Raw genomic sequence first — 14,980 nt, 5'->3', positions numbered from 1 at the left:
CGCCGCCTGATCGCGGGGGAACCCGCCCTCCGACACGGCGACGCCCCGCCCTCATCAAGCGGGCGGGGCGCGAGGCCGAGCAGGTCAGGCCGGGTTGGCCGGCGGTCGCTCCTCGTCGGGAGGAGTTTGACCGGGAGTCAGCTTGGTGGTCGGATCCGCCGACCCGGGCGACAGCTGAGTCGTCGGGTCGCCGGCGGACGGCTGCTCCGGAGCGAGGTACGTGGTCTCGTCCCCGGACGGGGGCTGGCTCGGAGCGGGCTCGGAGGGCGGCTGCGCCGGCGGGAAGTAGGTCGTCGGCTCAGCGGACGGGTCCTGCCCCGGCGCGAGACTGGTCGTAGGATCGGCCGCCCCGGGATACGACGGCAACTGGCCCGGGGCCAGCTGCGTGGTCGGCGGCTCGGCCGGCGACCCGGGATAAGGAGGCTGGCCCGGCGCCGGTTGGCCGGAAGTCGGCTGACCCGGATAGGGCGGCAACCCGGGAGCCGGCTGCCCCGGCTGTCCCTGCGGCCCATACGGGTTGGGTTGCCCATACGCCGGATACCCCGGCTGCTGACCCGGCTGCTGAGCCGGATATCCAGGCTGCTGGGCCGGATACCCGGACTGAGCCGGATACCCTGGTTGCGCTGGATACCCTGGTTGCGCTGGATACCCGGGCTGAGCCGGATACCCGGGCTGGCCCGGAGCCGGATACCCCGGATAGGACACCGCTCCCTCCCAGCCCGCCGCCGGCTTCCGGAAGAAGTCGTTGGAGGCCGGCAGCGCCAGCAGGATGATCGTGCCCAGGATGGCGATCAGCGTGAGCACCGTGATCGTCGTGGTCACCGCGGTGTACCAGGACGGCAGCGCGTCGGCCAGCCGCGACTGGATCTCCGCCTGAGTCGGCCCGGCCCGGTTGCCCGAGCCGTTCTCCAGCGACCCGGTCAGCGCGCCGCTGCCCAGTCCCGCCCCGACGCAGCAGAGCGAGATGCCGCCGATCACCCAGGTGGTGATGCGGGCCCCGTTCTTGCCTCGGCCGTCGAGCAGGCCGAGAATCACGAACCCGGCAGCGAAGAGCACGTTGATCACGGCGCCGACCGAGTAGGCGACCGCGACGACCGTGCCGCCCTCGTTGCTGAGCCCCGTGTTGGCGTACAGGTCGTTGATGGCGTCCTTGACCTTGCTCAGCGTGGCGAAGACGAGGATCGCGTTGATCACCTCGAAGGCCGCCACCAGATACAGCAGGTAGGACGCGACCGTCACGACCGCGGGTCGCGTCTTGGGGGCGGGCGCCGGGTATCCGGGCGCCGCATAGCTCGGAACGGTCACTGTTCCCCCTATCTTGATCCACTCACGGTATCGAGCTTCCGCCACATTCGCGACCGCGCTGCGCGCGGCGGCACGTTATGGCAACATCGGGCGACGATGGCCGAAATATCCGGAAATAGGTCGCCTGGTTGAGGGGCTACGCGAGGCGATCGAGAGCCCTACACTTCCCATCGTGGCGTGCGCCGAGCAGCAGAGTCCTCCGGCGTCGCCCCCTGCCCGCAGGAGTCGCCCGCCCCGCCAACGGAGAGCCGGGGCCGAGGCAGACCGCATCCGGGCACCCAACCCATTACGCAGGCCGCGTGACCACACCGCGGCCGCCCCAGACCTGTTAAGGACCGGTGAGTCCCATGCCGCACGCCGACACCCTGACCGTCGTTCACCATGACGACACCCGTACCAGGTTCAAAGACGTCCGATACCAACTGCACCGCGACGGCATCCGGATCTGGTCGGAGGAGGGTGAGCACGACGTCACCGACGTCCTCATGACGGAGGCCTACCGCCAGCGAGAGACGAAGCAGTAAGAAAGACGCAGCAGCAAGAAAGCGGCCCCGGGGAGACCCGGGGCCGTTTCGCGTCAGGCGCGCGAGACCGTGAGCCCCTCCTTGTGGGCGCCGAGGTCGACGATCACCGTGTCGCCGTCCCGGATCTCGCCGGCGAGCAGCGCCTTGGCCAGCAGGTCCCCGATCGAGGACTGCACGAGCCGGCGCAGCGGCCGGGCCCCGTAGATCGGGTCGTACCCGTGCTCCCCCAGCCAGTCGACCGCCGCCGGGGTGACCTCGAGCCGCAGCCGCCGCTCGGCCAGCCTGGTCCGCAACCTGGTGAGCTGGATGTCCACGATCGCCGTGAGATCCGCCTTGGTCAGCGCGTGGAACACCACGATGTCGTCCAGCCGGTTGAGGAACTCGGGCTTGAAGTGCGCCCGCACCACGGCCAGCACCTCGTCCCGCCGCTCCTCGTCGCCCATCGTGAAGTCGGCCGCCTGCGACCCGAGGTTCGAGGTGAGCACCAGGATCGCGTTGCGGAAGTCGACCGTACGGCCCTGCCCGTCGGTGAGCCGCCCGTCGTCGAGCACCTGCAGCAGCACGTCGAAGACGTCCGGGTGCGCCTTCTCCACCTCGTCGAGCAGCACCACGCTGTACGGCCGGCGCCGCACCGCCTCGGTGAGCTGCCCGCCCTCCTCGTAGCCGACGTAGCCGGGCGGGGCGCCGACCAGCCGGGCGACCGAGTGCTTCTCGCCGTACTCGCTCATGTCGATGCGGACCATCGCGCGCTCGTCGTCGAAGAGGAACCCGGCCAGCGCCTTGGCCAGCTCGGTCTTGCCGACGCCGGTCGGGCCGAGGAACAGGAAGCTGCCGGTCGGCCGGTCGGGGTCGGCGATGCCGGCCCGGGCCCGCCGCACCGCGCCGGCCACCGCGGCCACCGCCTCCTGCTGGCCGATGACGTTGGCCTGCAGCGATTCCTCCATGCGCAGCAGCTTGGCGGTCTCGCCCTCCATCATCCGGCCGGCCGGAATGCCGGTCCACGAGGAGATGACCTCGGCGATGTCGTCGGCGCCGACCTCCTCCTTGACCATCGGCGGCTCGGTCTTCTCCTCCTCGTCGTCGGCCGCGGCGCTGGCGATCTCGTGCTCGAGGGCGGGGATCTCCTGGTACTGCAGCCGAGACGCCTTCTCCCACTCGGCGTCGCGCTGCGCCCGCTCCAGCTCGGCCCGGGTCTCGTCGAGCCGCTTCTTGAGCTCGCCGACCCGGTTGAGGCCGCCGCGCTCGCGCTCCCACCGGGCGTTCAGCGCGGTGAGCTCCTCCTCCCGGTCGGCCAGGTCACGCTCGAGGCGGGCCAGCCGGTCGCGGGAGGCCGGGTCGGTCTCCTTCTCCAGCGCCAGCTTCTCGACCCGCATCCGGTCGACCGTGCGCTGCAACTGGTCGAGCTCGACCGGCCGGGAGTCGATCTCCATGCGGAGCCGGGAGGCGGCCTCGTCGATCAGGTCGATCGCCTTGTCCGGCAGGAACCGGTCGCTGATGTAGCGGTCGGAAAGGGCGGCCGCCGCGACCAGCGCGGCGTCGGTGATCTGCACCCGGTGATGCGCCTCATACCGGCCCTTGAGCCCGCGGAGGATGCCGATCGTGTCCTCGACCGTCGGCTCGCCCACCACGACCGGCTGGAAGCGCCGCTCCAGCGCCGGGTCCTTCTCGATGTGCTCGCGGTACTCGTCGAGCGTGGTCGCGCCGACCATCCGCAGTTCGCCGCGGGCCAGCATCGGCTTGAGCATGTTGCCGGCGTCCATCGAGCCCTCGCCCTTGCCGGCGCCGACGACCGTGTGCAGCTCGTCGAGGAAGGTGACGACCTGCCCGTTCGAGCCGCGGATCTCCTCGAGGACGCTCTTGAGGCGCTCCTCGAACTGGCCGCGGTACTGCGCGCCGGCCACCATCGCGCCGAGGTCGAGCGAGACCAGCTTCTTGTCGCGCAGGGTCTCCGGCACGTCGCCGGCCACGATCCGCTGGGCCAGGCCCTCGACGATCGCGGTCTTGCCGACGCCCGGCTCGCCGATCAGCACCGGGTTGTTCTTCGTACGCCGGGAGAGCACCTGCACCACCCGGCGGATCTCGGCGTCCCGGCCGATCACCGGGTCGATCTTTCCGTCGCGCGCCAGAGCCGTTAGGTCGACGCTGTACTTCTCCAGCGCCTGGTAGGTCTGCTCGCCGTCGGCGGTGGTCACCCGGCGCTCGCCGCCGCGCACCTGAGGGAAGGCCGCGACCAGCGATTCCTCGGTGGCGCCGACGCCCTTGAGCGCCCGGCCGACCGCGCCGCCGACCCGGGCGAGGCCGGCCAGCAGGTGCTCGGTGGACACGTACTCGTCGCCGAGCGGCTGCGCGATCAGCTCGGCCTCGCCGATCGCGTTGACGAACTCCCGGGACAGCGAAGGCTCGGCGGTGCTGGCGCCGCGGGCCGAGGGCAGTTGCTCGATGGCACGCACCGCGGCCCGGCGCACGTCGGCCGGGTTGGCCCCGACGGCGCGCAGCAGGGCCGGCGCGGTGGAGCCGCCGGTGTCCAGCAGCGAGAGAAGCAGGTGCCACGGTTCCACGGTGGCGTGCCCGCGACGGCCCGCGTCGGCAACGGCACCGGTGATGACGTCGCGGCTCTTGGTGGTCAAACGTTCGGCGTTCATCTGCTCCCCAACTTGAGCGGCTTCCACTCAACTCTAAGAGCCTAGGTCCACCTCGACAACGTCACAGGCAGAACCACCGTGACGGACGACACCAACGCTTCCGGTCGGCACCCCGGACCGCCGTAACGTAACGAATCATGGCCGTAGTACCCCTGACCCGCCGGCTTCTCCCGCTCTCGCTCATCTTCATTGTGGTCGGCCTCGGCACGTCCTTCGTCGGGCCGTATCTCGCGCTCTTCCTCACCGACGCGGTGCACGCCGGCCCGCTGCGCACCACGGCCTTCCTGATCGTCACGCCGATCGCCGGTGTCGCGGTGTCCTGGCTGATCGGCCGGGCGTCGGACCGTCGCCCGATCCGGCGGCAGCTGCTGATCACCGCGGCGCTCGCCGGGACGGTCGGCGCGCTACTCACGGCCGTCCTGCGGAACTACTGGGCGGTGCTTGCGGTCACCGTGACGCTCACCGCGGTCGCCGGGTCACTCTTTCCGCAGAGCTTCGCGTACGCCCGGCAGGTCCTGCAGCAGAGGGACGCGTCCCGAGCCGCCTTCGGGATCAGCGCGCTGCGCACCCTGTTCTCGGCGGCTTGGGTCGGCGGCCCGCCGCTGGGCGCCCTGATCCTCGCCGCCCACGGCTTCGGCTGGACCTACGGCCTGGCCGGCGCCCTGTACCTGGTGGGCGCCCTGCTGATCGTCGGCTGGCTGCCCAAGGTCGCGACCCCGGTGACCGGGGTGGCCGAGGCCCCGTCCGAGTCCGGCGCGGCGACCCGCCCAGCCGCGCTCTTCCTGATCATCGCGAGCTTCGTGGCGGTCAGCACCGCGAACACGCTCAACGTCCAGGCCATGTCGCTGTTCGTGCAGCACGACCTGGGCGGCTCGATCCGCGAGGCCGGCCTGATCCTGGGCATCTGCGCGGCGCTCGAGATCCCGATGATGCTGACCCTGGGCGCGCTCGCCACCCGCGTCCCGGTCCGTCGGCTGATCTTCGTGGGCGTCTTCTGCGCGGTGGCGTACCACGCGATCGCGGTGTCGGCGACGCACGTCTGGATGCTGGCCGCCGCCCAGGTGCCGCAGGCGATGGTCATCTCGACGGTCGGCGCGCTGGGCATCTCGTACGTCCAGGACCTGATGCCCGCCCACCCGGGCCGTGCCACCACCATGGTCACCAACACGTTCCCGCTCGGGCAGATCCTGGCCGCGCCGCTCTTCGGCCTGGCACAGCACTTCGACTTCCGCCTCGCGTACGTCTTCAACCTGGTGCTCTGCGGTGCCGGCCTGCTATTGCTGGTCGCCAGCGGCCGGGTCCGCCCGCAACCCCGGGTGGTCGAGCGAACCCCGGCGATGTCCGCCGCGTAGGCATCCGGTTGTCGCCCGCCGACAACTCCGCGCCCGCGTCTTATCGCAGGTGAATGACGCTGCCGGCGGCACTGCTCAAAGCTACTAACCAGTATCCGATTGTGACCCTGTAACACTTCCGAAGTACCTTGCGGCGCGCTAGCGTTCGGCTCCGGAAAGTGTGTGTTATTCGGACTTTATCGGCGGGGCGGCGACGTGACAGTGCGCGAGTCGGCTTTCTACGGGTTTGCGAACCCGGTCGATCCTCGGCCGGAGGAGCTGCAGGCATGGGCTTATCACCCCGAGTCCGTGCCGCTCGACGCCATGCCTCCCGACTGGGATCTGTTGATCTCCGGTGACGTCCTGGCACCCACGCTTTTCGAGCTGGCGATGGACAGGCAGTGCCCGGCGCGCCGCTTCGCCCAGCACTGCATGTACATCTACGCCGCCGACGGCGTCCGGCAGAATGCGTCCAGCCAGCGCAAGCGCCGCCTCAAGAAGTATGTCGAGCGCGCCGAGGAGGTCGGCGACGAGCCGATGTCGATCTGGGCGCACAACTGCCGCGTGCTGATGAGCCGGCCGGAGGCGTTCGACTACGCGGAGTGGATCGAGGGCGGCCTGGTCCGCCACCCCCGCCGGCTGGGCATGTTCGGCCGCACGACGGGCGGCGGCACGTTCGGGCGCTGATCAGTCGACGAAAACGGCCCTCCGCGCGGAGGGCCGTTTCTATTTGTCGGCGACACGGCTTCTACTTGTCGGCGGCCCGGCGCGGGCGCCACACCACGAGGGCCGTCGACGGGCGCTCCTGGCGGACCAGGTCACGACCCGCGTACGGGCTCTCCAACTGGGCGATCCGGGCGTACGCCTCCTCGAGCTCGGCCCGCAACTCCTGCAGTTGCTGCTGGAGGTCGCCGACCATCTGCTCGAGGCCGATGATCCGCTTGATCCCGGCCAGGTTGACGCCGTCGTCCTGGCTCAGCCGCTGCACCTCGCGCAGCAGCGCGACATCCCGCTCGCTGTACCGCCGGCCGCCGCCGCCCGCCCGGCCCGGCTGCACCAGCCCGAGCCGGTCGTACTGACGAAGGGTCTGCGGGTGCATCCCGGCCATCCGTGCGGCGACGGAGATGATCAGGACCTTCGCATCGGAAGCCTGCTCCACCGAGATGTGGATCTCTTCATACATGCGCCACCTCCCGATCAGGACCTAACTGCTCCGGCGCACGCGCGCCTCGAGCCGTTCCCGCCCAGCCGGCGGGGTCAGTTTCGCGAAACGCTCCAGTGCGTCGCGTGCTTCCCCCGTGACACCGTCGGGCACCTGCACGTCGACCGTGACGATCAGATCCCCGGGTGGTCCGTTCTTGCGGGCCACGCCCTTGCCCCGGGCCCGCAGCTTGCGCCCGCTCGGCGTGCCGGGCGGGACCCGCATGGTCACCGGGCCGTCCAGCGTGGGCACCCGCAGGTCGGCGCCGAGCACCGCCTCGGCGATGCTGATCGGCAGGGTCAGCGTGAGGTCGTCCCCGCTGCGCCCGAAGATCTCGTCCGGCCGGACGCCGACCTGCACGTACAGGTCGCCGGCCGGGCCGCCGCGGTCGCCGGGCTCGCCCCGGCCACTCAGCCGGATCCGCTGCCCGTCGGCCACGCCCGCCGGGAAGCGGACGTTGATCGTGCGGGTCTTGGTGACCCCGCCGGTGCCGCGGCACTCCGAGCACTTCTCGTCGACGATCGTCCCGGCGCCCTGGCACTCGCGGCACGGCTCGGAGAAGCTGAACGAGCCCTGGTTCCGCGAGATCAGGCCGCTGCCGTTGCAGTGCGGGCAGGTCCGCGGCGAGGTGCCGGGCTTGGCCCCGCTGCCGTGGCAGGTGTCGCACTCGCCGGCCGACCGCAGCGTCAGCGGCAACGTCGTGCCGCGGACCGCCTGGGGGAAATCGAGGGTCACCTCGGTCTCCACGTCCCGCCCGCGGCGTGGGCCGCGCCGGGCCGCGCCGCCGCCCGGACCCCCGCCCGAGAAGATCGAGCTGAAGATGTCCGAGAACCCCGCACCGCCGAAGCGCCGGTCGCCCGCGCCGCCCGCCGCGCCGGCGTTGGAGAACCCGCCGAACAGGTCGGACGGGTCGAACTGCTGACCGCCGGAGCGCGCCCCACGGCGGAACGCGCCCGAGCCGAACAGCGAGCGCATCTCGTCGTACTCTTTGCGCTTCTTGTCGTCGGAGAGCACGTCGTACGCCTCGGAAGCGGCCTTGAACTTCTCCTCGGCCTCCCGGTTGTCCGGGTTCCGGTCGGGGTGCAGATCGCGGGCGAGCTTGCGGTACGCCTTCTTGATCTCGTCGGTTGAGGCGGACTTGTTCACGCCCAGCACGGCGTAGAAGTCCTTCTCGAGCCAGTCCTTCGAGCTCATCTCGTCCACCTCCTCCTAGCGGTAGTCCCGCCCACCGCCAAGCGGTGAGCGGGACGAGCTCCGCCGACTGATAGTCCAGGCTTGGGTAGAGGCACAGCCTCCGCCGACTGATAGTCCAGGCTTGAGTAGCGGCACAGCCTGTGAGATCACTCCGGGTCGGCCACCGCGACCAGGGCGGGCCGCAACAGCCGCTCGCCCAGCGTGTAGCCCCGGCGCATCACCTCGACGCAGGTCGGCTCCGTGACGTCGGCCGACGTCTGGTGCGCGACCGCCTCGTGGCGGTTCGGGTCGAACGCGTCGCCCTTCTCGCCGATCGCGGTGAGCCCGAGCTTGCCGGTCACCGCGGTGAGCGATTCCGCCACCGAGGCGAACGGCCCGACCAGGTCGCCGTGCTCGCGGGCCCGGTCGATGTCGTCGAGCACCGGCAGCAGCGCGGTCAGCACCGCACCCGTGGTGAGCTCGGCGGCGGCCGCCCTGTCCCGGTCGACCCGCTTGCGGTAGTTGGCGTACTCGGCCGTGATCCGCTGCAGGTCGTGCGTGCGCTCGTCGAGCTCGGCGCGCAACGCCTCGAGCTCGGCCCCGAGGGCGGGCTGCTTGGGCTCCTCCTCCGCGGGGACCGCGGCGCCGTCCTCCGGGTCGGCGGCGCGGTGGGCGCCGCCGCCCGGCTTCTCCTTGACCTCGTCGGAGCCTTTCGCCTTCGCCTCGGCCTTCGGGTCTATCTTGCGGCGGTCCCGGATGACGACCCGCTCGGTCGCCTGACCGTCGTTCTCGTCGTCCGCGGCAGTCACTTCTTGTCGTCCTCCACGATCTCGGCGTCCACCACGTCGTCGCCGCCGCTACCACCGGCCGCCGGGCCGGCGCCGGTCGCGCCGCCGGGGGCCTGGGTGCCGTCGGCGCCGCCGGTGGCCGCCTGGGTCCCGTCACCGCCCTGCGAGTAGAGCTGCGAGCCGGCCTCCTGGGAGACCTGCGAGAGCCGCTCGTGGGCCGCCTTGATCTTCTCGATGTCCGAGCCGCCGAGCGCGCCCCGGAGCTCGCCGAGCGCGTCGCCGATCTTGCTCTTGCTGTCCTCCGACAGCTTGTCGCCGCTCTCGGCCAGGAACTTCTCGGTCTGCCACTGCAGCTGCTCGGCCAGGTTGCGGGTCTCCGCGTCCTCGCGGCGCTTCTTGTCCTCGTCCGCGTGGTCCTGGGCGTCGCGCATCATCCGCTCGATGTCGTCCTTCGGCAGCGCGGAGCCGCCGGTGATCGTCATCTTCTGCTCCTTGCCCGTGCCCAGGTCCTTGGCGGACACGTGCACGATGCCGTTCGCGTCGATGTCGAAGGAGACCTCGATCTGCGGTACGCCGCGCGGGGCCGGCGCGATGCCGCTGAGCTCGAAGGTGCCGAGCTTCTTGTTGTACGCCGCCATCTCGCGCTCGCCCTGGAAGACCTGGATGAGCACCGAGGGCTGGTTGTCGTCGGCGGTCGTGTAGACCTCGGAGCGGTGCGCCGGGATCGTCGTGTTCCGCTCGACGAGCTTGTGCATGATGCCGCCCTTGGTCTCGATGCCCAGCGACAGCGGGGTCACATCGAGCAGCAGGACGTCCTTGACCTCGCCCTTGAGCACGCCGGCCTGCAATGCGGCACCCACGGCGACGACCTCGTCCGGGTTGACGCCCTTGTTGGGCTCCTTGCCGGTGAGGCTCTTGACCAGCTCGGTCACGGCCGGCATCCGGGTCGAGCCGCCGACCAGGATGACGTGGTCGATGTCGGAGAGCTTGACATCAGCGTCCTTGATGGCCGACTCGAACGGGCCCTTGCAGCGGTCGAGCAGGTCCTGCGTCATGCGCTGGAACTCGGCCCGGGAGAGCGACATGTCCAGGTGCAGCGGGCCGTCGGGGCCGGCCGTGATGTACGGCAGGTTGATGCTCGTGGTGGTCGCCGCGGACAGCTCGATCTTCGCCTTCTCGGCGGCCTCGCGCAGACGCTGCAGGGCCATCTTGTCGGCGCCCAGGTCGATGCCGTGCTCGCCGCGGAAGGTCTTGACCAGGTGGTCGATGATCCGCTGGTCCCAGTCGTCGCCGCCCAGGTGGTTGTCGCCCGAGGTGGACTTGACCTCGATCACGCCGTCGCCCAGCTCGAGCAGCGAGACGTCGAAGGTGCCGCCGCCGAGGTCGAAGACCAGGACGGTCTGCTCCTTGGAGCCCTTGTCCAGGCCGTACGCGAGAGCGGCGGCGGTGGGCTCGTTGACGATGCGCAGGACGTTCAGCCCCGCGATCTCGCCGGCCTCCTTGGTGGCCTGCCGCTGCGCGTCGTTGAAGTAGGCCGGGACGGTGATGACCGCGTCGGTGACCTGCTCGCCGAGGTACGCCTCGGAGTCGCGCTTGAGCTTCATCAGCACCCGCGCGGAGATCTCCTGCGGGGTGTACTTCTTGCCATCGATGTCGATCGACCAGTTGGTGCCGATCTCCCGCTTGACCGAGCGAATCGTCCGGTCGGGGTTGGTCACCGCCTGGCGCTTGGCGACCTCGCCGACGAGCACTTCACCGTTACGGGCGAAGGCGACGATCGACGGAGTCGTCCGGGAGCCCTCCGCGTTGGCGATGACGGTGGGCTCGCCTCCTTCCAGAACGCTGACGCAGGAGTTCGTGGTGCCGAGGTCGATGCCGACCGCACGTGCCATGGTGTGTTCCTCGCTTCAGGGACAAGGTTGAGTGGAACCGACTCAATGATGCCACGGGGTCGCCACCCGTCAAATCCAAGTTGAGCCAACTCGGCGCAAGAACGTCCTCCCGCCAGCACCTCGGTAGATACCTGTCCGGTCACGGCATACCGGTACCAGTTGTCCTGCATGCATAGATCAGGCACTCTTTACGCGTGACGACGCACGGTGACGCGGTCGGTCCATCGGCCCTTTCCGCCGTGGACGCCGCAACGCAAGAGCCTGCCGGATCGGACGAGAAGGGCCTGACGAGCGCGGTTTCGACCGATGCCGGGAACAACTCTGATGCTACGGATGCCGTCGTGTCACCCATCCAACCGCCCCACCCACCACCCAAAAGCGGACTAAAGGCTGATAGCTCACATCCGGATCCAGCGGACGACGAGCCGTCGCCCGCCCCCGAGCCGATCGCGGAGAGTGATCAAAACCTTAAGGGCGAGTTAGCGGCGGAGGCCCCCAACCCTGATGATCATGAGTCGGTAACCGAGAATTCACCCGCCCCGGAAAGCGGACAAAACGCCGCCACGCCGGGCGAGGATGAGACAACGATCACCGGGCCGACCGACCCGCCCGTTGCTGTCGAGCCGGTTACTGGCGAGGCCGCTGAGCCCTCGGCGGCGGTTGAGCCGTATGTCGGCGAGCCCGTGATCGCCGAGCCGCCGGCCGCCGTCGGGCGGCTCGCCACGGCGCTGAGCCAGCTCCGGGCGGCGATCGGCGGCGCGCCGTACCCGCTGGTCATGCCCTCGGCCGAGGAGGCCCGCCGGGTCGGTGCCGCGCTCGTCGCCCAGCTCGACGACTACCTGCTGCCCCGGCTGGCTCGGCTGGACGCACCGTTGCTCGTGGTGGTCGGCGGCTCCACCGGTGCGGGCAAGTCCACCCTGGTCAACAGCCTGGTCCGGGCCCCGGTCAGCGTCGCCGGGGTGCTGCGCCCGACGACCCGCTCGCCGGTGCTGGTCAGCAACCCGTCCGACCTGCCCTGGTTCCGTCAGGGCCAGCTGCTGCCGGGCCTGGTCCGCACGCCGGAGTCCAGCGCCGATCCCCGTACGCTCCAGATCGTGTCCGCCCCCGCCCTCGGCTCCGGCCTCGCCTTCCTGGACGCGCCGGACATCGACTCGGTGGTCGAGGGCAACCGGAAGCTGGCCGCGCAGCTGCTCGCCGCCGCCGATCTGTGGCTGTTCGTGACTACCGCGGCCCGGTACGCCGACAACGTGCCCTGGGAGCTGCTGACCACCGCCCGGCTGCGCGGCACCGTGATCGCGCTCGTGCTCGACCGGGTGCCCGGCGAGGCAGCCGGCGAGGTCACCGCCCACCTGCGGGAGATGCTGGCCGCCCGGAACCTGGGCGCCGCCCCGCTGTTCGTGCTGCCGGAGACCACGCTGGACGGCCAGGGGCTGATCGCCGAGGACGTGATCGGGCCGCTGCACGACTGGTTCGGGCAGCTCGCGGCCTCCGCCACCGCCCGGTCGGCGGTCGTCCGGCAGACCCTGGACGGCGCGCTGGCGGCGCTCGGCCCGGCCGTCGCCGGGTTGGCCGACGCGGCCGACGAGCAGGCGGTGGCCGCCCGCGCGCTGGACGAGCGGGTCACGGTCGCCTACCGCACCGCCCGGCAGACCGTGGTCGAGGGGCTGCGCGACGGCCGGCTGCTGCGCGGCGAGGTGCTCGCCCGCTGGCAGGAGTTCGTCGGCACCGGCGAGTTCATGCGCACCCTGGAGAACCGGGTGGGCCTGCTGCGCGACCGGCTGGTCTCGGCGGTCACCGGCCGCCCGCTGCCCGGCCGCAACCTGCAGACCGCCCTGGAGTCGCAGCTGGTCACGCTGCTGCGCGGGGTGGCGACCGACGCGGCCGAGCAGGCGTACTCGGCCTGGCAGGCGCACCCGGCGGGCGCCGCGCTGCTCACCCCCGAGCTGCAGCGCGCCTCGGCCGACCTGCCGGAGCGCGCCGACCGGCTGGTCCGCGACTGGCAGCAGTGGGTGCTCGGCCTGGTCCGCGAGCAGAGCGCGGAGAAGAGAGTGGTGGCGCGCGGGGCGGCCTACGCGGTCAACGGCGCCGGGCTGGCCGTTATGATCGCCGTCTTCACCTCGACCGCCTTCATCCCCACCGGGCTGGAGGTCGCGGTCGGCGCCGGCACCACCGTCGCCGCGCAGAAGGTGCTCGAAGCCATCTTCGGCGACCAGGCGATCCGCGGGCTGGCCAACCGGGCCCGGGAGGATCTGCTGTTCCGGGTCGGCGAGCTGCTCGACGCCGAGGCGGCCCGGTACACCGACCGCACCTCGGCGATCGGGCTCGACCTGGCGCCGGCGGCCGACCTGCGCCGGGCCGCGGCCGACGTGGAGGCCGCCCGGGCCGAACTCGCGTTGACGGGGAGCGCCACATGAGTTTGATTGAGAAGGTGCGTGGGGCGCTGACCGATACCGACGGCCGAGTGGACGCCGAGGAGCTGGCGCAGCGCCTGGAGTCGCTGGGCAAATTCCTGCGCCTGGTCGATCCGTACCTGCCGGACGCCGAGCTGGTCGCCGCGCACACGCTGGTCGAGCGGGCCGGCACCCGCCTCGCGCTCTCCCGCGACCACACCGTGGTGGCGCTGGCCGGCAGCACCGGCAGCGGCAAGTCCAGCCTGTTCAACGCGCTGGCCCGGCTCAAGCTCTCGCCGGTCGGCGTGCGCCGGCCGACCACCGGGGCCGCGCACGCCTGCGTCTGGGGGCCGCTCGAACCGGCCAACCAGCTGCTCGACTGGATCGGGGTGCTCCCCCGGCAGCGCTTCATCCGGGAGAGCGCGCTGGACGGCGACGACGAGGTCGCCCTGCGCGGGCTCGTGCTGCTGGACCTGCCCGATTTCGACTCGATCGAGCGCAGCCACCGGCTCGAGGTCGATCGCCTGCTCGGGCTGGTCGACCAGGTGGTCTGGGTGGTCGACCCGCAGAAGTACGGCGACCGGATCCTGCACCAGGCGTACCTGACCCAGTTCCGCGAGCACGCCGGCGTGACGATCGTGGTGCTCAACCAGGCCGACCGGCTCTCCACCAACGACACCGAGGTCGTCCTCGGCGACCTGCGCCGGCTGCTCGAGGAGGACGGCCTGCCCGGCGCGCCGGTGCTGGCCACCTCGGCCAAGCAGCCCGGCATGCTGCACGAGCTGCGCGAGACGCTGGAGAAGACGGTCGCCGACCGGCAGGCCGCGCTGCGCCGGCTCGCCGGCGACCTGCAGACCGTCAGCGAGCCGCTGACCGTGATGATCGGCCCGCCGGCCGCCGAGGACGAGGTCGACCGGGCCACCGTCCGCCAGCTCGCCGAGGCGCTCTGCGCGTCGGCCGGGGTGGGCGCGGTCGCGGACGCCACGGCGGGGTCGTACCGGCATCGCGCCACGGCCGCCACCGGCTGGCCGCTCGTCCGCGGGCTGCGCCGGCTGCGGCCCGACCCGCTGCGCCGCCTGCACCTCGGCGACAAACCGGTCACCGACGCGGTCTCCACCGACATCGTGCCCCGCACGTCGCTGCCCGAGGCGGACGCCGCGCAGCGGTCGGCGGTCGGCCTCTCGGTGCGGGCGGTCGCCGATCGCGCGGCCGCGCCGCTGCCGGAGGTCTGGAAGCCCGCGCTGACCAACGCGGCCCGCTCGAGGGTGGACGACCTGCCGGACGCGCTCGACCGGGCGATCGCCAAGACCGACCTGGGCGCGGACCGTACGCCGCTGTGGTGGCGCGCGGTCGGCATCCTGCAGTGGCTGCTGACCGCGGCCGCGGTGGCCGGGCTCGGCTGGCTGGTCGCCGGTTACGCGGTACGCGCGCTCAGCCTGCCCGAGCTGCGCTACCCGAAGCTGGGCGCGGTGCCGATGCCGACGCTGTTGCTGCTCGGCGGCATCATCGCCGGGCTGGTGCTCTGGCTGCTGCTCAAGCCGATCGTCGACTGGGGTGCCCGGCACGCCCGGGCCAAGGCCGAGCAGCGGCTGCGCGCGTCGGTCACCGAGGTCGCCCGGGAGTACGTGGTGGCGCCGGTCCGCGAGGTGCTCAACGCGTACGCGCAGGCGCGGGAAGCGCTCACGACCGTTCGTTCGGAGTAGTCACCGGCGGTCCACATGCCGGTACGCTCGC

At 71.5% G+C, this 14,980-nt stretch carries 11 protein-coding genes; 5 read left to right on the top strand and 6 right to left on the bottom strand.

What is annotated here, in order from left to right:
• Positions 1-84: 84 nt before the first annotated feature.
• Positions 85-1,305: a hypothetical protein gene (locus IH26_RS63950; protein WP_281179773.1), complete on the bottom strand. Its 1,221-nt coding sequence runs from the start codon at positions 1,303-1,305 to the stop codon at positions 85-87.
• 347 nt (positions 1,306-1,652) lie between these two features.
• Here IH26_RS63950 and IH26_RS61385 point away from each other — a divergent pair, with 347 nt between their 5' ends.
• Positions 1,653-1,829, top strand: a complete 177-nt coding sequence (locus IH26_RS61385) for a hypothetical protein (protein WP_169789804.1) — start codon at positions 1,653-1,655, stop codon at positions 1,827-1,829.
• Between the two features lie 53 nt (positions 1,830-1,882).
• Here IH26_RS61385 and clpB read toward each other — a convergent pair whose 3' ends face one another.
• A complete protein-coding gene (gene clpB / locus IH26_RS0123645) occupies positions 1,883-4,471 on the bottom strand; it encodes an ATP-dependent chaperone ClpB (RefSeq protein ID WP_030438418.1) in 2,589 nt (862 codons plus the stop codon).
• Positions 4,472-4,608: 137 nt separating this feature from the next.
• On the opposite strand from clpB, the gene IH26_RS0123640 reads away from it, so the two are divergent.
• Both IH26_RS0123640 and IH26_RS0123635 read left to right on the top strand, forming a co-directional pair.
• Positions 4,609-5,823 (top strand): sugar efflux transporter, encoded by a 1,215-nt coding sequence (locus tag IH26_RS0123640; RefSeq protein ID WP_030438417.1) that lies wholly within the window; start codon positions 4,609-4,611, stop codon positions 5,821-5,823.
• A gap of 195 nt (positions 5,824-6,018) precedes the next feature.
• Positions 6,019-6,489, top strand: coding sequence for a hypothetical protein (locus tag IH26_RS0123635; RefSeq protein ID WP_030438416.1), 471 nt, complete (start codon positions 6,019-6,021; stop codon positions 6,487-6,489).
• 61 nt (positions 6,490-6,550) lie between these two features.
• Here the strand turns inward: IH26_RS0123635 and IH26_RS0123630 are convergent, their stop codons facing one another.
• The 4 genes from IH26_RS0123630 to dnaK form a co-directional block, all read right to left on the bottom strand.
• Positions 6,551-6,985, bottom strand: coding sequence for a heat shock protein transcriptional repressor HspR (locus IH26_RS0123630; protein WP_030438415.1), 435 nt, complete (start codon positions 6,983-6,985; stop codon positions 6,551-6,553).
• Between the two features lie 21 nt (positions 6,986-7,006).
• The gene (gene dnaJ, locus IH26_RS0123625) at positions 7,007-8,197 is read right to left on the bottom strand and encodes a molecular chaperone DnaJ (protein WP_030438414.1); all 1,191 of its coding nucleotides are present in this window, start codon (positions 8,195-8,197) and stop codon (positions 7,007-7,009) included.
• Between the two features lie 146 nt (positions 8,198-8,343).
• The gene (gene grpE, locus IH26_RS0123620; RefSeq protein WP_030438413.1) at positions 8,344-8,985 is read right to left on the bottom strand and encodes a nucleotide exchange factor GrpE; all 642 of its coding nucleotides are present in this window, start codon (positions 8,983-8,985) and stop codon (positions 8,344-8,346) included.
• The gene (dnaK, locus tag IH26_RS0123615; RefSeq protein WP_030438412.1) at positions 8,982-10,856 is read right to left on the bottom strand and encodes a molecular chaperone DnaK; all 1,875 of its coding nucleotides are present in this window, start codon (positions 10,854-10,856) and stop codon (positions 8,982-8,984) included. The genes grpE and dnaK overlap by 4 nt, the downstream gene beginning before the upstream one ends.
• Before the next feature lie 776 nt (positions 10,857-11,632).
• Between dnaK and IH26_RS0123610 the strand changes: the two genes are divergently transcribed.
• Together IH26_RS0123610 and IH26_RS0123605 are read left to right on the top strand one after the other, a co-directional pair.
• The gene (locus IH26_RS0123610) at positions 11,633-13,270 is read left to right on the top strand and encodes a GTPase domain-containing protein (RefSeq protein WP_245665444.1); all 1,638 of its coding nucleotides are present in this window, start codon (positions 11,633-11,635) and stop codon (positions 13,268-13,270) included.
• On the top strand, positions 13,267-14,949 hold the full coding sequence (locus tag IH26_RS0123605) for a GTPase (RefSeq protein ID WP_030438410.1): 1,683 nt from the start codon (positions 13,267-13,269) through the stop codon (positions 14,947-14,949). Before IH26_RS0123610 ends, IH26_RS0123605 begins: the two co-directional genes overlap by 4 nt.
• Positions 14,950-14,980: the final 31 nt, after the last annotated feature.

This window comes from Actinoplanes subtropicus (assembly GCF_000721705.1).
GTDB lineage: Bacteria > Actinomycetota > Actinomycetes > Mycobacteriales > Micromonosporaceae > Actinoplanes > Actinoplanes subtropicus.
Note: the sequence above shows the minus strand (reverse complement) of the source record. Positions and strands in the feature narration are given on the sequence as shown.